Source organism: Lentzea albida (assembly GCF_900111005.1).
Taxonomy (GTDB): Bacteria; Actinomycetota; Actinomycetes; order Mycobacteriales; family Pseudonocardiaceae; genus Lentzea; species Lentzea albida.
Genome location: NZ_FOFV01000001.1, coordinates 1,036,522 through 1,059,821 on the forward strand (window position 1 = coordinate 1,036,522; position 23,300 = coordinate 1,059,821).

22 protein-coding genes are annotated in these 23,300 nt (G+C 71.6%); 13 read left to right on the forward strand and 9 right to left on the reverse strand.

Annotated features, from left to right (window positions below; all coding sequences use genetic code 11):
- The first annotated feature begins 31 nt into the window (after nt 1-31).
- Nucleotides 32-3,391 carry an ATP-dependent helicase gene (locus BMY74_RS05060; RefSeq protein ID WP_089909958.1) on the forward strand — a complete coding sequence of 1,120 codons (3,360 nt, stop codon included), beginning with the start codon at nt 32-34 and terminating at the stop codon, nt 3,389-3,391.
- 477 nt (nt 3,392-3,868) lie between these two features.
- Here BMY74_RS05060 and BMY74_RS05065 read toward each other — a convergent pair whose 3' ends face one another.
- From BMY74_RS05065 to BMY74_RS46040, 3 genes are all read right to left on the reverse strand, one after another.
- Entirely contained in the window at nt 3,869-4,414 is a 546-nt protein-coding gene (locus BMY74_RS05065) for a hypothetical protein (protein ID WP_177229564.1), read from the reverse strand.
- A 63-nt stretch (nt 4,415-4,477) separates the two neighbouring features.
- Nucleotides 4,478-4,870, reverse strand: coding sequence for a DoxX family protein (locus BMY74_RS05070; RefSeq protein ID WP_089909964.1), 393 nt, complete (start codon nt 4,868-4,870; stop codon nt 4,478-4,480).
- A gap of 47 nt (nt 4,871-4,917) precedes the next feature.
- Nucleotides 4,918-5,364, reverse strand: coding sequence for a hypothetical protein (locus BMY74_RS46040; protein WP_245785891.1), 447 nt, complete (start codon nt 5,362-5,364; stop codon nt 4,918-4,920).
- Nucleotides 5,365-5,415: 51 nt separating this feature from the next.
- Here BMY74_RS46040 and BMY74_RS05075 point away from each other — a divergent pair, with 51 nt between their 5' ends.
- The 3 genes from BMY74_RS05075 to BMY74_RS05085 all read left to right on the forward strand — a co-directional run bounded on the left by BMY74_RS05075 (nt 5,416) and on the right by BMY74_RS05085 (nt 8,443).
- Nucleotides 5,416-6,777 (forward strand): M20/M25/M40 family metallo-hydrolase, encoded by a 1,362-nt coding sequence (locus BMY74_RS05075; protein WP_245785892.1) that lies wholly within the window; start codon nt 5,416-5,418, stop codon nt 6,775-6,777.
- Nucleotides 6,777-7,820 carry a potassium channel family protein gene (locus tag BMY74_RS05080; RefSeq protein ID WP_089909971.1) on the forward strand — a complete coding sequence of 348 codons (1,044 nt, stop codon included), beginning with the start codon at nt 6,777-6,779 and terminating at the stop codon, nt 7,818-7,820. Before BMY74_RS05075 ends, BMY74_RS05080 begins: the two co-directional genes overlap by 1 nt.
- Nucleotides 7,821-7,882: 62 nt before the next feature.
- Nucleotides 7,883-8,443 (forward strand): hypothetical protein, encoded by a 561-nt coding sequence (locus BMY74_RS05085; protein ID WP_143091446.1) that lies wholly within the window; start codon nt 7,883-7,885, stop codon nt 8,441-8,443.
- Here BMY74_RS05085 and BMY74_RS05090 read toward each other — a convergent pair.
- Together BMY74_RS05090 and BMY74_RS05095 are read right to left on the reverse strand one after the other, a co-directional pair.
- Nucleotides 8,427-8,867: a hypothetical protein gene (locus BMY74_RS05090; RefSeq protein WP_143091447.1), complete on the reverse strand. Its 441-nt coding sequence runs from the start codon at nt 8,865-8,867 to the stop codon at nt 8,427-8,429. The genes BMY74_RS05085 and BMY74_RS05090 overlap by 17 nt on opposite strands.
- Nucleotides 8,868-8,911: 44 nt before the next feature.
- Nucleotides 8,912-9,478 (reverse strand): single stranded DNA-binding domain-containing protein, encoded by a 567-nt coding sequence (locus tag BMY74_RS05095; RefSeq protein ID WP_089909979.1) that lies wholly within the window; start codon nt 9,476-9,478, stop codon nt 8,912-8,914.
- 80 nt (nt 9,479-9,558) lie between these two features.
- Here BMY74_RS05095 and BMY74_RS05100 point away from each other — a divergent pair, with 80 nt between their 5' ends.
- The 3 genes from BMY74_RS05100 to BMY74_RS05110 are packed head-to-tail and all read left to right on the forward strand — an operon-like array spanning nt 9,559 to nt 11,987.
- Nucleotides 9,559-10,227: a response regulator transcription factor gene (locus BMY74_RS05100; RefSeq protein WP_089909982.1), complete on the forward strand. Its 669-nt coding sequence runs from the start codon at nt 9,559-9,561 to the stop codon at nt 10,225-10,227.
- Nucleotides 10,224-11,501 (forward strand): sensor histidine kinase, encoded by a 1,278-nt coding sequence (locus BMY74_RS05105; RefSeq protein WP_089909984.1) that lies wholly within the window; start codon nt 10,224-10,226, stop codon nt 11,499-11,501. The genes BMY74_RS05100 and BMY74_RS05105 overlap by 4 nt, the downstream gene beginning before the upstream one ends.
- Nucleotides 11,502-11,513: 12 nt before the next feature.
- Complete coding sequence (locus BMY74_RS05110; protein ID WP_089909987.1) at nt 11,514-11,987, forward strand: hypothetical protein; 474 nt, start codon at nt 11,514-11,516, stop codon at nt 11,985-11,987.
- Here BMY74_RS05110 and BMY74_RS05115 read toward each other — a convergent pair.
- The 3 genes from BMY74_RS05115 to BMY74_RS05125 are packed head-to-tail and all read right to left on the reverse strand — an operon-like array spanning nt 11,984 to nt 15,250.
- Nucleotides 11,984-12,877, reverse strand: a complete 894-nt coding sequence (locus tag BMY74_RS05115) for a neutral zinc metallopeptidase (protein WP_089909990.1) — start codon at nt 12,875-12,877, stop codon at nt 11,984-11,986. The genes BMY74_RS05110 and BMY74_RS05115 overlap by 4 nt on opposite strands.
- Nucleotides 12,878-12,889: 12 nt before the next feature.
- On the reverse strand, nt 12,890-14,110 hold the full coding sequence (locus BMY74_RS05120; protein ID WP_245785893.1) for a neutral zinc metallopeptidase: 1,221 nt from the start codon (nt 14,108-14,110) through the stop codon (nt 12,890-12,892).
- A 60-nt stretch (nt 14,111-14,170) separates the two neighbouring features.
- Nucleotides 14,171-15,250, reverse strand: a complete 1,080-nt coding sequence (locus BMY74_RS05125) for a neutral zinc metallopeptidase (protein WP_245785918.1) — start codon at nt 15,248-15,250, stop codon at nt 14,171-14,173.
- A gap of 372 nt (nt 15,251-15,622) precedes the next feature.
- Here BMY74_RS05125 and BMY74_RS05130 point away from each other — a divergent pair, with 372 nt between their 5' ends.
- The 4 genes from BMY74_RS05130 to nudC are packed head-to-tail and all read left to right on the forward strand — an operon-like array spanning nt 15,623 to nt 20,876.
- A complete protein-coding gene (locus BMY74_RS05130) occupies nt 15,623-17,245 on the forward strand; it encodes a DUF2207 domain-containing protein (RefSeq protein ID WP_089909996.1) in 1,623 nt (540 codons plus the stop codon).
- 9 nt (nt 17,246-17,254) lie between these two features.
- The gene (locus BMY74_RS05135; RefSeq protein WP_089909999.1) at nt 17,255-18,538 is read left to right on the forward strand and encodes a M16 family metallopeptidase; all 1,284 of its coding nucleotides are present in this window, start codon (nt 17,255-17,257) and stop codon (nt 18,536-18,538) included.
- On the forward strand, nt 18,535-19,923 hold the full coding sequence (locus BMY74_RS05140) for a M16 family metallopeptidase (protein ID WP_089910002.1): 1,389 nt from the start codon (nt 18,535-18,537) through the stop codon (nt 19,921-19,923). Before BMY74_RS05135 ends, BMY74_RS05140 begins: the two co-directional genes overlap by 4 nt.
- The gene (gene nudC, locus BMY74_RS05145) at nt 19,920-20,876 is read left to right on the forward strand and encodes an NAD(+) diphosphatase (protein ID WP_089910005.1); all 957 of its coding nucleotides are present in this window, start codon (nt 19,920-19,922) and stop codon (nt 20,874-20,876) included. The genes BMY74_RS05140 and nudC overlap by 4 nt, the downstream gene beginning before the upstream one ends.
- Here the strand turns inward: nudC and BMY74_RS05150 are convergent.
- A complete protein-coding gene (locus tag BMY74_RS05150; protein WP_089910008.1) occupies nt 20,865-21,884 on the reverse strand; it encodes a DUF2399 domain-containing protein in 1,020 nt (339 codons plus the stop codon). The genes nudC and BMY74_RS05150 overlap by 12 nt on opposite strands.
- 53 nt (nt 21,885-21,937) lie before the next feature.
- Here BMY74_RS05150 and BMY74_RS05155 point away from each other — a divergent pair, with 53 nt between their 5' ends.
- Together BMY74_RS05155 and BMY74_RS05160 are read left to right on the forward strand one after the other, a co-directional pair.
- Nucleotides 21,938-22,549, forward strand: a complete 612-nt coding sequence (locus BMY74_RS05155; protein ID WP_089910010.1) for a TetR/AcrR family transcriptional regulator — start codon at nt 21,938-21,940, stop codon at nt 22,547-22,549.
- Complete coding sequence (locus BMY74_RS05160) at nt 22,546-23,286, forward strand: maleylpyruvate isomerase family mycothiol-dependent enzyme (RefSeq protein WP_218159509.1); 741 nt, start codon at nt 22,546-22,548, stop codon at nt 23,284-23,286. The genes BMY74_RS05155 and BMY74_RS05160 overlap by 4 nt, the downstream gene beginning before the upstream one ends.
- Nucleotides 23,287-23,300 lie beyond the last annotated feature (14 nt).

Genomic DNA, 23,300 nt, shown 5'->3' on the forward strand with positions numbered 1-23,300 from the left:
GCGCCGATGTGCCGGGTAGGAAGATGTACTGGTGACCGTCAGCCCGTTTGAGATCGCTGAGGCGCTCGGGCTGAACAAGCCGACCCCCGAGCAGGCCGAGGTGATCGCCGCACCCGCGCAACCCGCGCTGGTGGTGGCGGGCGCCGGCGCGGGCAAGACCGAGACCATGGCCGCGCGCGTCGTCTGGCTGGTCGCGAACGGGCTCGTGCAGCCCGACCGCGTGCTCGGCCTGACGTTCACGCGCAAGGCCGCGCGCCAGCTCGCGGACCGCGTGCGGGCCCGGCTGCGCAGGCTGGCGGGATCGTCCCTGCTGGACGAGCTCGACCCGTCCGGCGAGCGCAAGATGTCCGTGCTCACCGGCGAGCCCGTGGTGCTGACCTACCACGCCTACGCGGGGCGCCTGGTGACGGAGCACGGCCTCCGGCTGCCGGTGGAGCCCGGCGTGCGGCTGCTGACCGAGACGGCGTCCTGGCAGCTCGCGCACCGGGTGGTGTCGACGTGGGCGAAGGACCTCGACACGGACAAGGTGCCGGCGACGATCACCGGGTACCTGCTGTCGCTGGCCGGTGAGCTGGGCGAGCACCTCGTGACGCCCGAGGCGTTGGAAGCACACGCCCTGGAGTTCTGCGCGCTGGTCGAGAACGCGCCACGCGCACCCCGCCAGCGGGACGCGTTGCCGGAGAAGCTCCGCGAGATCGTTGCGGCACAACGGTTGCGGGTCGCGCTGCTGCCGTTGCTGGACGCCTACCAGCAGCGCAAGCGCAAGGAGGCGGCGCTGGACTTCGCGGACCAGATGTCGCTCGCCGCGCAGCTCGCCGCGTTCGACGAGGTGTCCTCGGGCGAACGCGAGCGGTACGGCGCGGTGCTGCTCGACGAGTACCAGGACACCGGGCACGCGCAACGCGTGCTGCTGAGGTCGTTGTTCGGTGACGGCGCACCGATGCCGGTGACGTCCGTGGGCGACCCGGCGCAGGCCATCTACGGCTGGCGCGGGGCGTCGGCCGCGAACCTGCCGCGCTTCGTCGACGACTTCCCGCCCGCGCGCAAGTACGGGCTGCTGACCAGCTTCCGCAACCCGCCGGAGGTCCTGGAGCTCGCGAACGCGGTGTCGCTGCCGTTGCGCGAGGCCGGTCTCGACGTCGAGGAGCTGCGGGCCCGCCCCGGCGCCGGCGCCGGTGACGTCCGCCTCGCGCTGCACGCCGACATCCGCGCCGAGCTCGACTGGATGGCGGACAACGTTGCGGCGCAATGGGAAGCGCACCTCGACGCCGAAGGAGCCCCGCCGACGGCAGCGGTGCTGGTGCGCCGCCGTTCGGACATGGCCGCCATCGCCGCCGCCCTGCGCGAACGAGGCCTGCCGGTCGAGGTCGTCGGCCTCGGCGGCCTGCTCGACGAACCCGAGGTGCGCGACCTCGTGTCGGCGCTGAGGGTCCTGGTCGACCCGCTCGCGGGCACGGCCGCCGCCCGCCTGCTCACCGGCTCGCGCTGGCGCCTGGCGGCGGTGGACCTCGCCGCACTGTGGTCGAGGGCGCGCGAACTGGCGGGTGTCGCACCGCGACAGTCCGTTGTGGACGATCCACTCATGGTGCTGGCGGACGCCCTGCCCGGCGAACACGCCGAACAGGCGGGCCTCGCCGACGCGCTCGACGATCCCGGCGACCCCGACGCGTACTCGGCCGACGGCTACCGGCGCATCCGCAGGCTCGGCGGCGAGCTCGCGGCGTTGCGGCGAAGGCTCGACCAGCCGCTGCCCGAACTGGTCGCCGACGTGGAACGCACCCTCCTGCTGGACATCGAGTCGATGTCCCGCCCCGGCATGGTCGGCCGCGCACACCTCGACGCCTTCTCCGACGTGGTCATGGACTTCGCCGCCGCCTCCCCGTCCGCGACGCTCCCGTCGTTGCTCGACTACCTCTACACCGCCGAGCACGCCGAGGACGGCCTGGAACCGGGCGAGGTCGAGGTCTCCGAGGACCGCGTGCAGATCCTGACCGTCCACTCCGCGAAGGGCCTGGAGTGGCGGATCGTCGCACTCCCGCACCTCGTCCGCGACGTGTTCCCGGGCCGCAAGAAGTCCTCCTGCTGGCTCAAGAACGTGACCGACCTCCCCGCCTCCCTGCGAGGCGACTCGGCCGACCTGCCGACGTTGAAACTGACCGCCGGCTACAACCGCAAGGAGGTCGACGAGGCCCTGACCGTCCACGCGGAGGAGTTCGAGGAGCGCCGCCTCGTCGAGGAACGCCGCCTCTTCTACGTGGGCGTCACGCGAGCCGAACACAGCCTGCTGATGTCCGGCCACTGGTGGGCCGAGGCAGGCGACAAGCCGAAGGGCCCGTCGGTCTTCCTGCAGGAGATGCACGAGGTCCTGCAACGCGACAACGCCCCCGGCGACATCTCGGTCTGGGCCCCGGAACCCGACCCCGACACCCCGAACCCGCTGGCCGAGGACGTGAAGTCGTCGATCTGGCCCTCCGACCCCCTGGGCAAGCGCCGCGACGCCGTGGTGGAAGGCGCCAGGATGGTGCTGACCGCCCTCGACGAGCTGCGCAACGCCCCACCCGAGCCGCTGGCACTGATCTTCGACGAGCCAGAACCAGAACTGGTGGACGAGGACTACCCGCCCCCCACCGAAGAGCCGCCGGACGACGACTTCCCACCAGAACCGGAACCACTCCCGGACGACGTCGTCCCGGACGACCCGGAAATGCCGCCGGACGAGGACCCGGAAGGCTGGGCCCGGGACGTCGACGTGCTCCTGGCAGAACGCGCCGCCTCCCAGACCCGCCGGGAACAGGTGGAACTCCCGGGCCACCTCTCGGTCTCACAACTGGTGGAACTGGCCAAGGACCCGGACCTCCTCGCCCGCCGCCTGCGCCGCCCTCTCCCGTTCCCCCCGAACCCGCTGGCCCGCAGGGGCACCGCCTTCCACACGTGGCTGGAGAACCGCTTCGGCGCCACCCGCCTCCTCGACATAGACGAGCTCCCAGGAGCAGGCGACGCGGACGCGGCCCCGGACGCGGACCTGGAACGCCTGAAGCAGGCGTTCCTCGCCAGCGCCTGGGCCGACCGCACACCACACGACGTGGAGGTGCCGTTCGAGGCGGAGTTCGACGGCATCTCGGTCCGAGGCCGCATGGACGCCGTCTACCGCGACCCGGACGGCTGGACCGTCGTGGACTGGAAAACCGGCGCCGTCCCGGACGCCGACGCCCTGCCGGCACTCTCGGTGCAGCTGGCGGCCTACCGCCTGGCGTGGGCAGCTCTGGTCGGCGCGCCTTTGGAGCAGGTGCGGGCCGCGTTCCACTACGTGCGGCACGACCACACGGTGCGGCCGGCGGACCTGTTGGAGGAGCAGGGCCTCAAGGACCTGATCCGGTCCGTCGAGTCGTGATCTTCGAGGTTGTGATCTTCGAGGTGCGGCCGCCCGGTCATGATCGCAAGTTGTCCACAGGGCTTGGCTTTCTGACCTGCGGTTATCGTTCGAGCGGTAACCTGTGGACAGCCGGGAACCTGAACGGTGGTTCGCTCGTTGCGTGACAAGGAAGCGCGCGGGGGCAGCGGCAGGCCAGGTCGTGGAGGCCCGCCGACCCGCCACCGACGCAAGACTGAGCTGCGAATGCGAGACCCAGCTGGATGCGAGACCCGCAGCCCGTGACCGCAGGGCTGGGACGCGAGACCCGCTGCGATGCAGGACCCCTGCGGCGTGAGACCTGCGGCGGCGCGAGACCGAGCGGCGACGCGAGGCACCTGTTGCGACGCGACCGGCTGCCACGCGAGACCCAGCTGCGGCGTGAGACTCAGCTGCGGTGCGAGACGAAGCGTGCGACCCAGCTGCCACGCGAGTCCCAGCTGCGGCGTGCGCCCCAGCTCAGCCCTGCGAGCCCGGGCTGCTGCCGGCCGGCGCGTGCGAGGCCTTCAGCACCCGCTCGTAGAGCACCTCGAGCAGCCACCGTCCGAACAGGGACGGCCCGAACTCCGGTGAGCGGTCCTCCGGCGGCACCATGAGGTCGGCCGAGGTGTCGTCGCCCACCACGACGCCGATGCCGTAGTAGTCGAGCTCGATGAACGACCACGCCTGGGACTCGTCGGTGCGGGGGAGCATGACGGCGCACGGGGCGAGGGTCAGGAGGGTGCCGCACGACTGGAGGGCCCGGTCCGTTGTGGACTCGCTCACGAGGACGCCGACCAGTTCCACCGCGGCGACCGGGAGGCGGTCGTGTGCGGCCGGCTCGAACCAGGAGCGGAACCACGACGGGTCGGCTCTCGGGGGCCAGCCGTTCTGGGTTCGCCACTCGTGCACGTCGGGCCGCAAACGCACCACCGCGGACACCTGCTGGCCCAGGACGGCGACGTCGGGAACGACGACTCCGTCCCAGCCGAGCGCTGTCGCGGCGCGCTGGAGAAGCGTTTGCACAGGGCGCATCCTAAGGTTCCTCGCGCGGGAAATGACAGCGTTTGCGGGATACTTGGTTAAGGATTACCCAGGGTGGTCGTTGGTGGCTTTCGCGACTTTCCACGCCCATGCGACAAGTGGGATCTGCAGCGGCAGGCGGCCGTAGGCGATGGCGCGGGCTTTGGGGGATTTGTCCCGGAAATCAAGAGCCATTTTCACGTTCGCCGGGAAGACGGCCACGAACAGCGCTGCGGCGGCGAGGCCGCCCAGGCGGCGCGTTCGGGGGGTGGCCACCGCGGCTGCCACGGCGAGTTCGGCCACACCTGACGCGTACGTCCACTGCCTCGGGGTGCCGGGGAGTGCGCGGGGGACGATCGCGTCGTAGTACTTCGGCCTGGCGAAGTGGGTGGCGCCCGCGAGGCCGAGCAGTGCGGCCAGTGCCAGCGCCGACCGCGTTCGGGAACGGGTTGGTTCCATGGAGTCACCCTGTCATGCCTACGCCACGTAGGCGAGGCGGGGCTGGCCTATTCTCCACGGGCGTGGCAGGTGATTCTCGTCATTCCGAACGTCCTGAGCGGTCCGTTCACGCCGAACGCACCGGATTCGGTGAGGGGACCGTTCACGCCGAACGGACCGCTCACGCCGAGCATGGTGAGCACGGCGCGGGGGCTGGTGCAGCTGGGCGCGCTGAGGGAGCGGTCGGCGCCGGGGGTGGTGAGCGGACCGATGACGCCGATGGTGTCGACGGGACCGCTGGTGCTGAGCATGCGGAGAGGCCGGTCGGCGCGGAGGGTGGTGACGGGACCGCTGGTGCTGAGCGTGCGGAGAGGCCGGCCGGCGCGGAGGACGGTGACGGGTCGGCTGGTGCTGAACGTGCCGAGCGGACCGTTGGCGCCGAGCGTGATGAGGCGGCTGGCTCCCAGGGTGCCGAACGGACCGTTGACGCCAAGCCCGCCCCCGAACGCGCGCAACAGCCCACCAACCCCGAAAGAGCCGCGATAACCGCCCTGACCGACTCCTTCGTGCCCACCCTCTGCGACTGGCTCAGGATCCCGAGCATCGGCGTCGACCCGGCCCACCACCCCGACGTGCGCAGATCCGCCGACTGGCTGGCGACCCAGCTCAAGCAGGACGGCTGGCCCGAGGTAGAGGTCTGGGACGAGGGCCCCGCGCTCCCGGCGGTGTTCGCGTGCTGGCCGGCGGAGGACCCGGACGCGCCGACCGTGCTCGTCTACGGGCACCACGACGTGCAGCCGGTCGATCCCGTCGGGAAGTGGGAGCACCCGCCGTTCGAGCCGCGGGTCGTCGGGGAGGAGATCCGGGGCCGGGGCGCCAGCGACGACAAGGGGCAGGTCGCGATGCACCTGCTCGCGGTCAAGGCCCATCTCGCGGCCACGAAGCAGAGCGCGCCGAGTGTCACGCTCAAGTTGTTCGTGGAAGGTGAAGAGGAATCGGGGTCGCCGCACTTCCGGAAGACGCTCGAAGATCGCGGAGAGCGACTCGAATGCGATCTTGTCGTGTTCACCGACACGGCATTGCACGAACGTGACGCGCCCACGGTCAACACCGGGCAACGGGGTGTTCTCGGCGCCGAGATCGTGTTCGAAGGCGGTACCGAGGACGTTCATTCCGGGCGCGCGGGTGGTGCCATTCCCAATCCCGCGACCGCCCTCGCCAAACTGATCGCCGCGCTGCACGACGACGACGGCAGGATCCAGCTCCCGCACTTCTACGACGACGTTCGCGAGCCGTCCGCGAAGGAGCGCGAGGACTACGGGTCGCTGCCGTTCGACGAGCGGGACTGGCTCAAGCGCAACGGTGGTGGCGCGCAGAAGACGCACGGCGAGCCCGGCTACACGACGTACGAACGGTTGTGGGTGCGGCCCACCGCCGAGGTCAACGGGATCAGCGGCGGCTACACCGGGCCCGGCTTCAAGACGATCATTCCCGCCAGTGCCACTGCGAAGATCAGCTTCCGGCTCGTGCCCGACCAGCACCCCGACAGGACCACGGCGCAGCTCCGGAGGTTCGTCGAGGACCACACGCCGGACGGCATCACCGCGACCGTCACCATTCGGGGTGAAGGGGTGCCGCCGTACGCGATCAGTCCGGACGACCCCGCCAACGCCACCGTCAAGAAGGCCGTGGAGATGGCTTTCGACCAGCCCGTCCGGTTCGCGCGGGCCGGTGGGTCCGGGCCCGCGGCGGTGCTCCAGCAGAAGCTCGGGGTGCCCCTCGTCTACCTCGGCGCGACGTTGCCGGATGATCGCGTCCACGCGCCGAACGAGCGCGTAGTGGTGCCGTTGCTCCTCAAAGGCGCGGAGGCGGCCGCTCACCTGTGGCGGATGCTCGCCGAAGCGGAGATCGCGAAGAGGGTGCCCTGATGAGCCTGACCGACGAAGCGTCGCACTCACTCGTCGGCGTGATCAGGATGCCGGACAAGGTCGAGAGCCCTGTCCGCGCGATCCTGAAACGCGTCATCGGCGCCATGGCGGCGCTGATGCTCGCGGTGTTGATCGTTTACCTGGATCGCGACGGGTATCGCGACGTCAACGAGGACGGCGTCAGTCTTCTCGACGCGTTCTACTACGCGACGGTGTCTCTCTCGACGACGGGCTACGGCGACATCACGCCCGCGTCGTCGTCGGCGCGGCTGGTCAACGTCCTGGTCATCACGCCGTTGCGGGTCCTGTTCCTGATCGTGCTGGTCGGCACGACACTCGAAGTTCTCACCGAGCGCTCCCGTCAGGCGTTGCGCATTCAAAAGTGGAGGCGGGTCGTGAGGGACCACGTCGTGGTCGTGGGGTACGGCACCAAGGGGCGGTCGGCTGTCGCCGCGCTGCTCGGTGACGGTGTCGAGCCCGGCTCGATCGTCGTCGTCGACACCGTGCAGGAGTCGCTCGACGCGGCCACCGCCAAGGGGCTCGTGGTCGTGCACGGGTCCGGTACGCGCAACGACGTGCTGAGGGTCGCCGGTGCGGCCCGTGCGCGCGCGATCGTCGTTGCGCCGAACCGGGACGACACGGCGGTGCTGGTGACGTTGACGGCCCGCGAGCTCGCCCCCAAGGCGCAGATCGTGGCGTCCGTGCGGGAACGCGAGAACGAGCACCTGCTGCGCCAGTCCGGCGCCGACTCGGTGGTCGTGTCGTCGGAGACGGCGGGGCGGCTGCTCGGCATGGCCACGGCCACGCCGTCCGTGGTGGCGATGGTCGAGGACCTGCTCACGCCCGACCAGGGTCTCGCGATCTCCGAACGGGACGTCGAGCCGTCCGAGATCGGTGGCTCGCCGCGGCACCTGCCCGACATAGTGCTCGGCGTGGTGCGGGGCGGGACGCTCTACCGGGTGGACGCCCCGGAGGCCGACGCGATCGAGCCGGGCGACCGGCTGCTCTACGTCAAGAAGGTGACTCCGCCCGGCGAGGAGTGACTTTCGCCCGTGCGGCCTGTCCAATGGCAGGTCGTGCGGGGGAACGCTCTTCGGGGGGATGCATGAGTTTTCCTGATGTCCTGATGGTGGCCGGCCTCGTCCTGCTGGTCGGGGTGGTGCTGGTGTCGATCACGAAGACCGGCGAGGAGGAGGCGAGGCTCCGCTCCTCCAAGGAGGCCACCGGCGCGGTCGACCGCTACGCGAAGACGGTCGGCTGGACGCACGTTCCCAAGGAGGAACACGTCCCGGCCGGGCTGCTGAAGGGCCTGCCCGACGTCGGGCCGAACGTGGCGGTGGCGGGAACTCACGAGGGACGGGCGGTCAGGGTCGCCGTCATCAGCTCGTACGCCCCCAGCAAGGCGGTCGGGGTGCAGAACGGCACGACCACCGTCGCGCTCGTGGTGGTGTTCGACGCGCCGGAACTCCCCGCGGACGCGACGGTCGACCCCGGGTCGCGGGTCGTCTCCGCGCTCAAGCCCTACCAGGTGCCCGTCCTGGAGATCGCCGACGGGCTCGCCTGCTTCACCTTCACCGACCTGGCCGTCGCCGACGAGCTCGACCACGTGGTCGGCCTGACGCACGACGTCGTCAAGGCGCTCGGAAGCGTCAGGAACGCGGAGTAGGCAGCACGGCCGGCGCGCGCAGAGGCGCGTAGCGGAACAGGAACGCGTAGAAGCCGCCCGCCAGCGCCGCCATGCACAGCAGCAGCGCGGTGAGGCGGCGCCCGACCGGGAGTCCGGCCGGGACGGACGCGGCGGACGACACCACCTCGCCGCCGGTGTTGACGATCTCGACGCTCTCGCCCTTGGTGTGGCCGCAGCCGTCGAGCTTCGCCTGCTTCTTCTGGCCGTCGGCGTCCCACTCCACCGTGTCCATGCCGGAGCCGCACGACCCGCTCTCGACGACTGTCGCCATCACGGGTCTGGGGGGTTCCTCGGCGCCCAACATCCTGGCGGGCACCAGAAGCGCGACCGCGACCCCGATCCCCACCAGTCCTACGACCAGCAGGATGAACACCCATCTGTCCGGGCTTCGCGGAACCGCCACACTGCGATGTTCGCAGACGCGGCGGCCCGCGTGGAGCCCAGGTTTTACTTCGGCAGCTGACGCAGCTTCTCGACCTTGATGGTCTTGCCGTCGGACACGGTGCCGGTCACCGCGACGAGGTCGCCGTTCTTCGGCTTCTCGCTCACGGCGGACAGGTCGAGCGGCGTCTGCAGGCCGTCGACCTGCACCAACGTCGCGTTGTTGCCGTTGACGTCCTTGACGGTGCCGCGCTCCTGCGCCTTCGCCAGCGCCACGTTGAGCGCCTTGCCGTCCTTCACGCGCACGGTCACGCGCTGGTCGGCCTTGAGGCCCGCGAGGTCGCCGCCGCGCAGCTTCGTCGAGCCGTCGGTGGTCAACGACACCTCGCCGCCGTCGTCCTTGGTGATCGTGAGCTTGCCGGACTCGACCGACTTGACCCGTCCGACGACGAGCGTGCTGTCCTTGAGCTTCGCCTTGCCGGGACCGCCCTTGCCAGGACCACCGGGGTGGCGTTCCGCGAACGCCGCGGGCGGGCCGTCGGGGCCCTCGGCCGCCGTCGCGACCGCGATGCCGCCGACGGTGAGGCCGACGGCCGCGACGATGGCGCCGGCCCACGCTGATTTCTTCGACATGCGCACCAGCGTGCGCGCCCATTCTGAGCGCGAGCTGAAGGCGAGTCGCCCGAAGTCCCGATGATCAGCAGAATGGACACGTGTCCGCCAGGGTGTTGGTGATCGAGGACGCCGAGGCGATCGGCGCCGCGGTGTCGTCCGCGTTGCGCGAGTCCGGGTACGAGGTGCAGCACCGCCTGGACGGGCGCCAGCTGGAGACCGACCTCGGCCGCTTCCGCCCCGACCTGGTCGTGCTCGACGTGATGCTGCCCGGCCGCGACGGCTTCCAGCTCCTCGAGGTCATCCGGCGCTCGTCCGGCGCCGGGGTCGTCATGCTGACCGCGCGCGACGGCGTCCCCGACCGGCTGCGCGGCCTCGCCGGCGGCGCCGACGACTACGTGGGCAAGCCGTTCGTGCTGGCCGAGCTCGTCGCGCGGGTGTCGGCGGTGCTGCGCCGCCTCGGCCGCACGCCGTCGACGGTCCAGGTCGGCGACCTGGTCGTGGACGCCGACGCGGGTGTCGTCATGCGCGCCGACCGGCCGATCGAACTGACGGCGACCGAGCTGCGCCTGCTGGTGTACCTGGCCGCGCAACGCGGGCGCGTCGTGTCGAAGACGCAGATTCTCACGGCCGTGTGGGGCTACGAGGACTACGACCCCAACCTGGTCGAGGTCCACGTCAGCGCGGTGCGCCGCAAGCTCGAGGAACACGGCACCCGGCTCGTGCACACCGTGCGCGGCCTTGGGTACGTGCTGCGGGCCGAAGAATGAACCTCCGCACGGTCTCGTTGCGGCGGCGGGTCGCGGTGTCCGTGCTGCTCGTGCTGTTCCTCGTGCTCGTGGCGCTGGTCATCTCGGTCGACCGGACGTTCGCCGGGCAGTCCTCGAAGGACGTCGACGGGGTGCTCGTCAGCTCCGGCAACCGCGCCGTGGAGATGCTGAAGAACGGCAGGCGCCCCGCCGAGGTCGTCGGCGCGCTGAGCAAGCGGAACATCCACGTCACCATCGACCTGCCCAACGGCACGAAGGTCGGCAGCGTGCCGGACGGCGGCGAGCTCGAGAGCAGGGTCCGCAACTTCGGCCGCAACAAGATCACCCTCTACGCCGACACCGAGGTGATCTCGCAGGCGCAGCACCGGTTGCGCAAGCTGCTGCTCATCCTCGGACTCGGGGCGATCGCCGTCACCGGCGTGCTGATCGTCGTGGTGGTGCGGCGCGCGTTGGCGCCGTTGGACGCCATGACGTCGTTGGCGCAGGCCATCGCGGCCGGGCACAGGGGCGGGCGGCTCAACCCGTCGCGGACCGACACCGAGCTCGGGCGCACCGCGGCCGCGTTCGACGGCATGCTCGACTCCCTGGAGGGCTCCGAGCAACGCACACGGCGGTTCGTCGCCGACGCCGCCCACGAACTGAGGACGCCCATCACCGGCGTGCAGGCCGTCGCCGAGGCCCTCGTGCAGGCGCCCGTCGACTCACCCGACCGCGACCAGATGTCGTTCCTGCTGGTCCGGGAGGCGCGGCGGGCCGGGCGGCTCGTCGACGACCTGCTCGCGCTGGCCCAGCTCGACGCCGGGTACGAGATGCAGCGCGAGTCGGTCGACCTGCTCGCGCTCGCGGAGGCCGAGGTGTCGCGGACCCGGTTCGTGGCGCCCGACTTCGACATCGCGGCCGAGGGCGTCCCGGTCGCGGTCGTCGGTGACGGGCAACGGCTCGCGCAGGTGCTCGCGAACCTCGTCGACAACGCCCGGCAGGCCACCGGCCCGTCCGGGACCGTGCGCATCCGGGTCGACCTGACCGGGTTCACCGTCTCCGACAACGGGCCGGGCGTCCCCGAGGCCGAACGGGAACGGATCTTCGACCGGCTGGTGCGCCTCGACGACGCCCGCGACCGGCGTTCGGGCGGCTCCGGGCTGGGCCTCGCCATCGCCCGCGGCGTGGTCCGTGCGCACGGCGGCGACCTGACCTGCGAGCGGTCCGCGGAAGGCGCCGTGTTCCGCGTCGTGCTGCCGGCCGTCAATCCGGTCGCCCAGCCGGGCCTCGTTTGATTCCATGACCGCGTGGACGTCGTCGTGCAGTGGGTGCGCACCGAGTGGACCAAGCAGTCCCGGGGTGAGCCCGAGGCGACCCGGCGCAACGCCGTGCCGGAGGCGTTCCCGCTGCCGCACCTGAGGCCCGCGGTGCACGAGGTGCGCCTGCTGCAGTGGCACGACTTCGCCCCGGACTGGGCCCCGGAGCGCGCCGAGCCCGACCGGATGGCCCTGAGCCTGCGCGAGGACGACGGGGTCCTCGCCGTGCAGCTGCAGGACACCATGATCGCCACACCACGCCGGCAGCACCGCCCGTCGCCGGTGCGGCTCGCCCGTGGCGAGTGGCTGCGCTGGCAGATCAACCACCGGTGGGCGCGTCCGCGCGACGGCGGCTGGAACTACCTGCTGGTCACGCTGAACCTCGCCTACGGGCCCGTCGGCGACGCGAAGCTGTTCCTCGGCACGCCCACGCGGTACGTGGACGAGCGGGCCCGGCTCCGTTAACCGACGGAGGGCGCCGGAGCGGCGAACGTGTTGCAGGCGTCCGTCGAATTCGCCTTGAAGCCCGCGGACGCCCACTGCGCCTGGTTCCTGGCGGAGCCGTGCGCGTTGTCCTCCGGCTTCTCCTCGACGGCGAACTGGAAGTCCTCCTGCGCCTGGCGCGCCAGGTTCGCCGTCACGGAACCACGGCCGGACGCCGAGTTCAGGAACATGCCCGCGAAGCAGTTCGCCTGCAGCTCGATCCGGCGCGACATCTCGAGACCCGCGGCGCTCTTCTCGCCCGCGTCGGTGATCTTCAGGTCCGCCGCCCGCAGCAGGCCGGTCAGCGCCTGGACGTGGTGGCCGTACTCGTGCGAGAGCGTGGCCAGGTGCGTCGCCGGGGCCTCACCGCCGCCGTTGTCGCGCAGGCGGGACGTGGGCATGTAGATCGTGCGGTTGCGGCCGCAGTAGTAGGCCACCGCGTGGTCCGACTGCGGCGCGGCGCCGCACGGGCCGTCCTTCAACGTCGGCGAGGCGTCCAGGACGGGCTTGTCGAACGGCAGGTTCGCGCCGGTCAGCACCGGGCCCCAGGCCGCGTCCAGGCACTCGACGCCCGCCGCGTAGTAGGCGGCGAGCTGTCCGTCCGAGACGCCGAACGGCGGCAGCGAGCAGGTGACCGGCGCCAGCGCGACCGGCTTCACCAGGAGCGGGTGGTCGGCCAGCCGGTAGACCGCGCGCGGCCGGATCGCCGTCGACGGCTCGGTCGACGGGGTCGTGGCCTGGCGTGAGTCCGCCAGCGCGTGACCCGTGACCACTCTGGGACGGCCCAGTTGACCGATCCCGAGGACGAACGCGACCACCAGCACGAAGACCCCGGCGAGCAGGACAGGGTTGTTCTGGGCCGGTCGGGTCACGCTCTCCCCTTCCTAGGAGACGGAACCTGGGTCGGCGGCCCAGGTGTTGCACTCGGACGCCTTGTTCGTCTTGTAGCCGCGGTCTACCCAGGTCGCGTTGTTCTGCGGTGTGCCGTGGTCCTTCGTCGGATAGATGTCGTAGTCTCCGCGGTTGCCCGCGTCGGTCAGGGCCACCCTGATCACGTCGATCGGGATGGCGCCGTGCGACAACGGGGCCAGCGACATGCCTCCGAAGCAGGTCGCCTGCAGCTCCATCCGGCGGTTCAGGTCGAGGCCCTTCGGAGTATCCCATCCGCCCGCGTCGTACTGCGCGCGGTCCGACGCTTTGAGCATCCCGGTGAGCCACTGGACGTGGTGGCCGTACTCGTGGGCGAGCTGGCCCAGGTACTTGCCGGGGTGGTTCGGGTTGTTCGGGTTGCGCTCGGCGGCGTACGCGTTCGCCGTCCAGTAGATGCCGCCCTGGCAGTACCGCGCCGTCTGGTCCGCGCGGACCGTGCCGCACGGGTACTGCGTGGTCTCGGTGATGACGTGCAGCTCAACGGGCTGGTACGGCAGGTTCGCGGCCTGCAGCGCCGGCTTCCACATGTTCTCGATGCACGGCAGGGCGGCGCGCAGGAAGCGGTCCTGGCCCGCCGGCGAGTAGTCCATCGCGGGCAGGCCGCAGCCGGAGATCGTGTTCGCGCCGAAGCCCGGCTTGAGGAACGGGTGGTCCGCCAGCGCGTAGACGGCCTTCGGGCCGGCCGGGGTCGCCGGGGCGGACGGGGTGCGCGAGGCCGAGGTGGGCGGCGCGGTCGTCGTCGCCGCGGCCTCCTCGGTCGTGCTCGGGAGCGTGAACGTCGGGCTGTACGTCGTGTAGTTCGAGTAGCCCGTGTCCTTCACCTTGCTGTTCAGCGTCGCCGCGAAGAGACCGACCGCGCCGAGGCCGAGGATCACGACACCGCCGAGGACCAGGGCGACGATCGCGCCGCTGTTCCTGCGCCGCGGCGGCGGTCCCCCCGGATGCGGTCCGTAACCGGGAGGTGGGCCCCACGCCGGCTGCGGCGGAGGCATGACCTGGCCGGGAGGCGGCGGGCCGTAGTAGCCCGGTGGCGGGCCCTGCGGCTGGACGTAGGGCGGCGGTGGGCCCTGGGGCGGACGCTGCCCGAGCGGTGCGGGCATCGGCGGCGGGCCGACCGGGCGCGGTGGCGGCCAGGTGCCCGGCGGTGGTTGCGTCATCGCCTGAGGTCCCCCCATTGGTCATCCTGGGTCGGGTACGAGCATAGGCGGACCGGGATCGCCCGTCCCCCGACCGGGCTAACACGTCCCCGTACTGGAGACGCGCGGGCCGGGCGTTCGGTTCACGAGACGTCCGCGGAACTCGCCGCCCCAGGTGTTGCACGCGTTGATCTTGTTCTGCTTGTGGCCGTGCATCACCCAACGTTCGTTGTTGGGCGCACTTCCGTGGTCGGGCCTGCGGTTGTAGTCACCGCGCTTGCCCGCGTCGCTCAGACCGGTGTTCACGACCTCCATCGGGATGACGTTCTTGTGCGAGAACGGCGCCAGCGTCATCCCGCCGAGGCACGTCGCCTGCAGCTCGAGCCTGCGGTTGAGCTCCAGGCCCTTCGGGGTGTCGAACCCGCCGACGTCGTACTGCGCCTGGTCGGCCGCGCGCAGCATGCCGGTCAGCCACTGGAGGTGGTGCCCGTACTCGTGGCTGAGCTGCCCCAGGTACACACCGGGGTGCCGGACCGTCGAGCCGCCCTCGTTCGCGTAGAACGTGCCGGGCCAGTAGATGACGCCCCGGCAGAACATCGCCGTCGTGTTGTTCTGCCGCGACCCGCACGGCGTCTGCACGGTGCCGGTGAACACCTGCAGCTCCGCCGGCTGGTACGGCAGGTTCGCGGCCTTGAGCGCCGGCTGCCACGCCTTCTCGATGCACGGCAGCGCGGCCTCGAGGAACCTGCGTTCCCCTGCCGGGCTGTACTCCATCCGCGGCAACGGACACGAGTCGAAGTCGTTCGCGCCGACGTTCGTCGCGAAGATCGGGTGGTCGGCGAGCTTGTAGACCGCCTTGGGACCGGCCGGGGTCGGCTGGGTGCTCGGCGTGCGGGTCGTGGTGGGGCGGGTGGTCGTGGTGGTCGGTTCCGCGGTGGTCGACGTGTAGGTGTAGGTCGGGCTGTACGTCGTGTAGTTCGAGTAGCCCGTGTCCTTGACCTTGCTGTTGAGGGCCGCCGCGAAGACGCCGATCGCGCCCAGGCCGAGGACGACCACTCCGCCCAGGACCAGGGCCACGATCGGGCCGCTGCTGCTGCGGCGCGGCGGGGCCATGGGGTAGGGCGGGGGTGCGTACGCACCGGGGTGGCCGTGGCCCCACGTCGGTTGCGGAGGGGGCATGACCGGACGCGGCGGCGGCATGACCGGGTGTGGTGGGGGGAGCGGGGCACGACCGGGAGGTGGGCCGTAAGGAGGAGGCGCGCCGTACGGCGGTGGCGGACCGATCGGCATGGGCGGCGGAAGCGGCGCACGGCCGGGCGGCGGCCTGTACGCGGGAGGCGCGCCGTACTGAGGTGGTGCGCCCACAGGCGGTCGACCCATCGGCGGACGCGACTGTCCCTGGATCGGACGAGGTGCCGGCGGCGGAACTGCCGGGCGTGGCGGCGGCCAGGTGCCCGGTGGCGGTGGTTGCGTCATCGCCGGAGATCCCCCAGGTGGCGTCCGTTCGAAAGTCCGCCGGAGCATATGAGGACTCCGCTATTGTCCGCAGCCGTGTTGAAGAACTGGGGTGCGGCGATCTTCGTCGCCGTCGCGCTGACGTCCGTCACGTCTCCGGGGACGGCTGCCGGCGCGCTCGCGCAGCCCCTTCCCGGCACCGTCAGCACCGAGGTGCGGCTGAAGCTGGAGCGCGACGCCCGGCTGTCCGTCACCGAGACGGTCCAGGTGCCCGAGGGCAGGACGGTGAAGCGGACCGTCCCCTTGCGACTCGCGGTCGGCAACGACCTCGAGCGCCTGTACGAGGTCACCGACGCGAAGGTCGAGGGCAAGGGCAGCACCTCCACGGGTGACGACACCTTCACCGTCACGCTCGAAGGCACCTCCACGCTGACCTACACGGTCGTCGGCGCGGTGGCGCCGGTCGGCGACGTGCTGGAGGTGCGCTGGCAGATCGCGGGCGGCTGGGACACCGAACTGGACAGGGTCGCGCTCTCGTTCTCCGCACCCGACTCACCGACGTCGGTGAACTGCCTCGCCGGTCCCGTCGGGTCGTCGCAGCCGTGCACGAGCGCGGACCTCGCGGACGGCAAGGGCGTGCGGGCGCAGGAGATCAAGCTCGGCGCCGGGGAACGCGTGGACGTCGCGATCGGACTGTCCGCCGGGGTCGTGCCCCCGAACGCCGTCGTGGTCGAGCAGTCCGGTCTCGCGGCCGCGTTCGCGCTCACGCCGGTCAGCGGTGCCGCGCTCGGTGCGCTGCTCGTGCTGCTGCTCGGTGGTGTGGCGCTGCTCTGGTACCTGCGCGGACGGGACGCCGCGGCGCTCGCCAGCGAGGTCGGGGCGGTGTCCGTGCTGGTCCGCGACCAGGACGGCCGCGTCGCGTTCGCCTCGCCCGACGGGGTGCTGCCGGGCCAGGTCGGCACGGTCGTCGACGAGCACGTGGACGTGGTCGACGTCACCGCCACGGTGATCGACCTCGCCGTCCGCAACTACCTCTGGATCACCGAGACCGAGGGTCACGACTGGCAGATCGTGCGCCGCAACCCCGTCGACGACTCGTTGTCCGGGTACGAGAAGGCCGTCTGCGAAGCCCTGCTGCCGCAGGGGACCGACGCGGTGAGCGTGTCCGAGCTGCGCGGCCGGCAGATCGACCTCGCGCACGTCCGCGACCGGCTCTACGCCGACGTCGTGGAGAAGCGCTGGTTCGCGCGCCGCCCGGACGCCGAGCGGAACCTGTTCTGGTGGGCTGGAATCGCGATCGCGGTGCTCGGCGTGGCCGCCACGGTCGTGCTCGCGCTGACGGTCGGCAACGCGCTGTTCGGGCTCGCGGTCGCGGTCGGTGGTGTGGCGCTCGCGTTCGGTGCGCGGTCGATGCCCGCGCGCACCAGGCGCGGCAGCGAGTTGCTCGAACACGTCCGGGGGTTGCGCGGGTACCTCCACGGGGTGACGCCCGCGGACGTCCCCGAGGCCGACCGCGAGCTCGTGTTCTCCCGGTCGCTGCCGTACGCGGTGGTGCTCGGCGCGACCGAGCACTGGCTCTCCACGTTCGGCCAGCAGGACCTTTACTGGTACGGCAACGCCACCGACTTCCGGCGCGGCTTCCCCGCGTTCCTCGGGGCGCTCGACGGCGTGCTCGCCCAGGCGGGCCACCTGCGATCGCTCCGGGCGCCGAACCCGTAGGCTTGCTCCATGGCCTCACCCGAACTGCACAGGTTCACGTTGCCCAACGGCCTGCGGGTGGTGCTCGCCCCCGACGCCAGCGCACCGGTCGTCGGCGTCAGCGTGCACTACGACGTCGGCTTCCGCTCCGAGCCCGAAGGGCGCACCGGGTTCGCGCACCTCTTCGAACATCTGATGTTCCAGGGCAGCGAGAGCCTCGAGAAGCTGGCGCACTTCCGGCACGTGCAGTCGTCGGGCGGCACGTTCAACGGGTCCACGCACCCCGACTACACCGACTACTACCAGGTGCTGCCGAGCGCGGCCCTGGAGCGGGCGCTGTTCCTCGAAGCCGACCGCATGCGCGCGCCGAAGCTCACCGAGGAGAACCTCCGCAACCAGATCGACGTGGTGAAGGAGGAGATCCGGCTCAACGTGCTGAACCGCCCGTACGGCGGGTTCCCCTGGATCCTGCTGCCCGCGGTGCTGTTCAAGACGTTCGCCAACGCGCACAACGGCTACGGCGACTTCGTCGACCTGGAGAGCGCGACGGTCGACGACTGCGCGGAGTTCTTCGACACCTACTACAGCCCCGCCAACGCGGTGCTGACCGTGGCGGGCGACCTCGACGTCGAGGCCACGAAGGCGTTGGTGGAGAAGCACTTCGGCGACGTGCCCGCGCGGCCGAAGCCCGAGCGCCCCTCGTTCGCCGAGCCCGCCCCGCAGGGCGAGGTCCGCCACGAGCACGGCGACGCGCTGGCCCCGCTGCCCGCGATCGCGATCGGCTACCGCGTGCCGGACCCGACCACCGACATCGACGGCTACCTCGCCTACCTGGTGCTCGCCGGCGTGCTCGCGGACGGCGACAGCTCGCGCCTGCAGCAGCGCCTCGTGCACCGCGAGGGCATCGTGATCGACCTGAACGCGGGCTGCGGCCTGTTCGGCCCGCTCGAAGCGCGCGACCCGGACACGTTCAGCATCACCGCGATCCACGCCGCCGAGGTCGAGGCCGCCCAGGTCGTCGCGGCCATCGACGAGGAGCTGCAGAAGCTCGCGCAGGAGCCGCCGTCGGCCGAGGAGCTCGCGAAGGTCACGGCCCGCTGGGCGTCGACCATGCACAAGGAGCACGACCGGCTCACGAACCGCACGCTGGGCCTCGGCTCCGCGGAGCTGCTGTTCGGCCGCGCCGAGCTGATCTACGAACTGCCGGAGCGGATCGCCTCGGTGACCGTCGACGAGGTGTCCGCCGCGGCCAAGGCGCTGCGTCCCGACTCCCGCGCCCTTCTTCTCGTCAAGCCCACCGGAGGAGCCCAGTGACCTCGGCAAAGACCCACCGCACCGCCGAGGAGATCGGGCGCACCGCAACGGGCCCGCGCCCGCTGCCGCCGCTGGGCGAGCAGAAGGCGGCCGCGGAGCTGTCCACTGTGGACACGACGCTGCCGAACGGCCTGCGCGTCATCGCCGTCCGCCGCGCCACCGTGCCGATGGTCGAGCTGCGCCTGCGGGTCCCGTTCGCGGACCCGTCCGGCACCAGCGCCGGCTCCCAGCACTCCGCGGCGGCCGAGATCCTCGCGAACACCGTGCTGACGGGCACGTCCACGCGTTCGCGCGTCGAGATCGACACCGAGCTGGCGCTGGTCGGCGGCGAGCTCGACGCCGTGGTCGACCCGGAGCGCCTGAGCTTCACCGGCAACGCACTGGCGAGCGGCCTCGGCACCGTGCTGGAGGTGCTGGCCGACGTCCTGACCGGCGCCGCCTACCCGGCCGACGAGGTCGAGCGCGAGCGCGCCCGCCTGGTCGAGCGCATCACGCTCGCCCGGTCGCAGCCGAGCGTCATCGCCCGCGAGGCGCTGCAGAAGCTGCTCTACGGCGACCACCCGTACGCCAAGGAGATGCCGGAGGCCGACGAGGTCGCCGCCGTCTCCCGTGAGGACGTGGTGGCCCTGCACGGCAAGGCGCTGCTGCCGCGTGGCTCGGTGCTGGTCGTCGTCGGTGACGTCGAGCCCGCCGAGGCCGTGTCCCAGATCGGCGACGCCCTCGGTGCGTGGCAGGGCGACGGCGAGGCCGTCCAGCTGCCGCCGCTGCCGAAGGTGTCCGGTGGCGACGTGGCGCTGGTGCACCGCGCCGGTGCCGTTCAGTCGCAGATCCGCCTCGCCGCACAGGCGATCCCGCGCACCGACGAGCGCTACCCGGCGCTGCAGCTCGCGAACCTGGTCTACGGCGGGTTCTTCTCGTCGCGCCTGGTCGAGAACATCCGCGAGGACAAGGGCTACACCTACAGCGCCCGGTCGCACCCCGAGTTCACCGTGCACGGCGCGACGTTGCTGATCGACGCCGACACGGCGTCGGACGTGACGGCGGCGGCGCTGCTGGAGACCCGCTACGAACTGGCGCGCCTCGGCCTCGTGCCGCCGTCGGAGTCCGAAGTGGACACCGCGCGCAGCTACGCCGTCGGCACGTTGCTCACCAGCACGTCCTCGCAGGGCGGCCTGGCGTCGTTCCTCGTGAACCTCGTCGCGCTGGGCCTCGGCCTCGACTGGCTGGTCGCGCACCCGCAGCGACTGGCGGCCGTCACGCCCGAGCAGGTGGCCGCGGCCGCGCTGGAGTTCTTCGCGCCGGCCAACTTCACCGGTGTGCTCGTCGGTGACGCCGACCTGCTCAAGCCGAAGCTGTCCGCACTGGGTGGAGTCTCGTTCCAGTGAGCTTCGACCTGATCGGGCTACCGGCGCTGTCGCGGTCCGCGATCGACCGGGGCGAGCCGTTGCGCGGCGACGACGAGAAGCTCGCCGCGCTCTGGCCCAAGGCCCGGATGATCGTCGTGGACACGCGCGGCCGCACCCTGGTCGCCGACCGCGGCACGAGGCTCGCCGACCGGCCGGCCGTCGAGTTCGGCGACCTGCCCCCGGTCAACGCCGTCCTGCTGGGTGAGCAGGACGGCGTGGCGTACTTCGCCGTGCTGATGCCCGCCGAGGAGGGCGAGGCGACACCGCCGAGCCGCGCCTGGGGCCCGCCCGAGCTCACGGACGAGCCGCAGTGGCTCGACCTGCGCCAGGCGGGCGCGACGCTGGACGACACGTCGGCCGGGCTGTTCACGACGGCCGCCGCGCTGTTCCAGTGGCACCGCCTCGGCAAGTACTGCGCGAAGTGCGGCGCCAGGACCGTGCTCGAGAAGTCCGGCTGGACGTCGGTCTGCTCGGGGTGCGGGCGCGAGGAGTACCCGCGCACCGACGCGGCCGTGATCTGCCTCGTGCACGACGGCGCGGACCAGGTGCTCGTCGCGCGCGGCCCGGAGTGGCCCGAGGGCCGGTTCTCCGTGCTCGCCGGGTTCGTCGAGGCCGGCGAGTCGCTCGAAGCCTGCGTGGCGCGGGAGATCTGCGAGGAGGTCGGCGTCACCGTCCGGGACATCCGCTACCTCGGCTCGCAGCCGTGGCCGTTCCCCCGGTCGTTGATGATCGGGTTCGAGGCCGTGGCCGACCCAGCCGACCCGTTGACGCTCGCCGAGGGCGAGATCGCGGAGGCGAAGTGGGTGTCGCGGGCCGACGTGCGGCGGTCGATCGAGGAACCGGGCAGCGTCCCGGGGCTCGGGCTCGCTGGTGGCGCGTCGATCGCTTTCCGGATGTTGCAGAGCTGGTCAGGCGCTCAGTCAGAGCAGTGACGGCAGCACGTGCTCCTCGGTGACCACGAGCCCGGTCGTGGCCATGGTGTCCGCCAGGTGCGGGTCCCAGCTCGCGGTCTCCGGCCGGCTGTTCAGCGTCGGCAGCTCCACGCCGCGGGCGACCAGCGTGGCCACGGCGTCGCGGTAGTCCTGCGCTGACATCCGCCACGCCGTGCCACCGGTCCAGGCGAGCACCTCGTTGGTGACGCGGAGGCCGTCCGGCGTGAAGTCGTTGTGGCACTTCACCGTCTTGCCGTCGAGGTGGTGCTTCGCCTGCGGCGTCAGGCCGCGCGGGAGCACCACCAGCGTGCCGGGCAGACCGGACTCGAGCAGGCGCGGGCTGCGGACGACGGTGACCTCCCGCGCTTCCAGGGTGTCGTTCAGCGTCAGGTAGCCCTGTGAGGTGAGGACCGGGTCGCTGTAGGCGTCGGGCAGGACACCCGCGCGCTCCCAGTCGAGCCCGGCCAGCGCCAGTGCTTTGTGGACGATCCGGGTGAGCGGGCGGCCGTCGTCGAGGTCGTTGCCCGCCAACGCGAACCGCGTGGTCCAGCGGCGGGGCTCGGCGTGCAGCCGCGCGAGGATCGACGCGGCCTGGTTCGCGATCATCGGCAGCGCGGGCTGCGGGATCTTGCCGTACCGGCGGACGTGTTCGATCCACTCGCCGGTCCACGGCTCGTGCAGCAACCCGTTCTCGCGCAACGCGAACTTCAGCACCGCGTCCGCCGTGGAGGCCTCTTCGGACGTGGACAGGCCGATCGGCTTGCCGTGCACCGATTCGAGCACCTCGGGCAACGTGCTGCCGTGCGCGCGGATGTGCTCGTCCAGGCGTGCCAGCGAGATCTGGCGGCGGGCGGGGTGCGCGATCGGCTTGCGCAGCAGCTCACCGAGGACGGTCGCGGTGCCCGCGTCCTCGACGCGGAAGCTGAACGCCGAGCGGCCACCACCCTCCATCGTCTCGCGCGCGAGGCGCCAGAACTCGGCCAGTTCGGGGCGGTCGTACTCGGTCACGGCACCAACCTAGGCCTTGACAGAACGACCCGGTGAGCGGAGGCTGCCTAACCATGAGCGCCGCGCCTAATCGTGATAGGCAAGCCGAACGCCGTGAGGCGACCCGCCGGGAGATCGTCGACGCCGCGTGGGAGATCGCGCGCCGCGACGGCCTGGCCGCCGTCACGTTGCGCGAGGTCGCGGCCATGATCGGCATGCGGTCGCCGTCGCTGTACTCGCACTTCGACTCGAAGAACGCGATCTACGACGCCATGTTCGGGCAGGCCTGGACCCTCTTCCTGGACGAGATGAGGCAGCAGGACCTGCCCGCGGCGCCGAGGGAGGCGTTGCTCGCGATCGCCGAGCACTTCTTCGCCTTCTCGATCACCGACGTCGCCCGCTACCAACTGCTGAACCAGCGCTCGATCCCCGGTTTCGTCCCGTCCGAGGCCGCCTACGCGCCGTCGGTCGAGGTGATCGGCCTGCTGCACGAGACGTTCGACCGGCTCGGCGTCCCCGACCGCGCGGACGCCGACCTCTTCCTCGCCCTGTGCGGAGGCCTGCTCGAACGACAGCTCGCGAACGAGCCCGGCGGCGACCGCTGGACCCGCCAACTGCCCCGCGTGATCGACATGTTCGCCGACGAGGTCGGCCTGCCAGGACCATCCCTGAGGAGCTCCCGATGACCACAGCACTCGCCGCCAGACCCCGCACGTCACCGTTGGACCGCTCGGTCGCGATGCGTCTCGCCGCGACCGAGTACGACCGGGTCGCCGCCCTGCTCGCCGGCCTCGCCCCGCACGACTGGGACAGGCCCACCTCGTGCCCGGGATGGGACGTGCGCGCGATGGCCACGCACGTCCTCGGCATGGCCGAGATGTCCGCGTCGATGCGCGAGAGCCTGCGCCAGGCCAGGGCCGCCCAGGCGCGCGACGGCGTGTTCATCGACGAGCTGACCGCCCTGCAGGTGGACGAACGCGCCGGCATGACCCCGGCCGCCATCGTCGCCCGGTTCGCCGAGGTGGCCCCGAAAGCGGCGAAGGCACGTCGTCGCATGCCGAGTTTCGTGCGTGCGCGCCGCATGCCCGGGACCCAGCACGTGAACGGGCGCGACGAGACGTGGACGCTCGGGTTCCTCTCCGACGTGATCATGACCCGCGACCCGTGGATGCACCGCACCGACCTCGCCCTGGCCACCGGGGCCGCGGTGGAGCTGACGGCCGAGCACGACGGCGTGCTGGTCGACGACGTGGTGCGCGAGTGGTTCGACCGGGTCGGCCGGGTGGTGTCGTTGCGGCTCACCGGGCCCGCGGGTGGCGTGTGGGGTGAGGGGGAGCCGGAGGTGGAGCTCGACGCGGTCGAGTTCTGCCGGGCGCTCGCGGGGCGCGGGGCCGCGCCGCTGGGCACCGAGGTGCCGTTCTGAGGCTTGGGAGAAGA

What these genes read in the sequence shown, in the direction of transcription:
- BMY74_RS05070 (WP_089909964.1), bottom strand. Translation starts at nt 4,870, where the DNA reads ATGGAACCAACCCGTTCCCGAACGCGGTCGGCGCTGGCACTGGCCGCA.
- BMY74_RS05080 (WP_089909971.1), top strand. Translation starts at nt 6,777, where the DNA reads ATGAGCCTGACCGACGAAGCGTCGCACTCACTCGTCGGCGTGATCAGG.
- BMY74_RS05085 (WP_143091446.1), top strand. Translation starts at nt 7,883, where the DNA reads ATGAGTTTTCCTGATGTCCTGATGGTGGCCGGCCTCGTCCTGCTGGTC.
- BMY74_RS05095 (WP_089909979.1), bottom strand. Translation starts at nt 9,478, where the DNA reads ATGTCGAAGAAATCAGCGTGGGCCGGCGCCATCGTCGCGGCCGTCGGC.
- BMY74_RS05105 (WP_089909984.1), top strand. Translation starts at nt 10,224, where the DNA reads ATGAACCTCCGCACGGTCTCGTTGCGGCGGCGGGTCGCGGTGTCCGTG.
- BMY74_RS05120 (WP_245785893.1), bottom strand. Translation starts at nt 14,110, where the DNA reads ATGGGGGGACCTCAGGCGATGACGCAACCACCGCCGGGCACCTGGCCG.
- BMY74_RS05125 (WP_245785918.1), bottom strand. Translation starts at nt 15,250, where the DNA reads ATGCCCCCTCCGCAACCGACGTGGGGCCACGGCCACCCCGGTGCGTAC.
- BMY74_RS05135 (WP_089909999.1), top strand. Translation starts at nt 17,255, where the DNA reads ATGGCCTCACCCGAACTGCACAGGTTCACGTTGCCCAACGGCCTGCGG.
- BMY74_RS05155 (WP_089910010.1), top strand. Translation starts at nt 21,938, where the DNA reads ATGAGCGCCGCGCCTAATCGTGATAGGCAAGCCGAACGCCGTGAGGCG.
- BMY74_RS05160 (WP_218159509.1), top strand. Translation starts at nt 22,546, where the DNA reads ATGACCACAGCACTCGCCGCCAGACCCCGCACGTCACCGTTGGACCGC.